Raw genomic sequence first — 612 nt, 5'->3', positions numbered from 1 at the left:
GCATCGAAATTGTACGTCGAAGACCTACGCGAAGAATTTGTAAAGGACTTCGTCTGGACTGCGGTGAAAGCCAACGCTCTTTACGAGGGCGTTTATCTGCTAGGCACATCGCTTGCGCGTCCTGTCATCGCCAAACGCCAGATCGAGATCGCCCGAAAAGAAGGCGCCGATGCCGTTGCCCACGGAGCCACTGGCAAGGGCAACGACCAGGTCCGTTTCGAGTTGACCTACTACGCACTTCAGCCTGATATCAAGGTGATGGGAATTCAAAGGCCGTGCCGACCTGATCGCCTATTGCGAGAAGCACGCCATTCCGGTCACGGCGACCGCCGAAAAACCATATTCGATGGACCGCAACCTAATGCATGTCTCTTACGAGGGCGGCGTTCTGGAAGACCCTTGGGCTGCACCGCCCGAGGATATGTTTCTGCTGACGCGATCGCCGGAGAACGCATCGGACCAGGCCGAAGAGATCATTCTCTCATTCGAAAAAGGCGAGCCCGTGGCGATCAACGGCGTCGGACACGGTGCAGTCGACCTTCTCTCTCACCTTAACTACCTCGGCGGCGAACACGGTATCGGCCGGGTCGATCTGGTCGAGAACCGCTTCGT

Annotated in this window: 1 pseudogene; it reads left to right on the top strand. The window is 57.2% G+C overall.

Going from position 1 to position 612, the window contains the following annotated elements:
- Positions 1-612: pseudogene (locus JNK74_29395) on the top strand (argininosuccinate synthase).

It is taken from the genome of Candidatus Hydrogenedentota bacterium (genome assembly GCA_016791475.1).
Lineage (GTDB): Bacteria > Hydrogenedentota > Hydrogenedentia > Hydrogenedentales > JAEUWI01 > JAEUWI01.
This window is presented reverse-complemented; position numbering and strand designations above follow the sequence as displayed.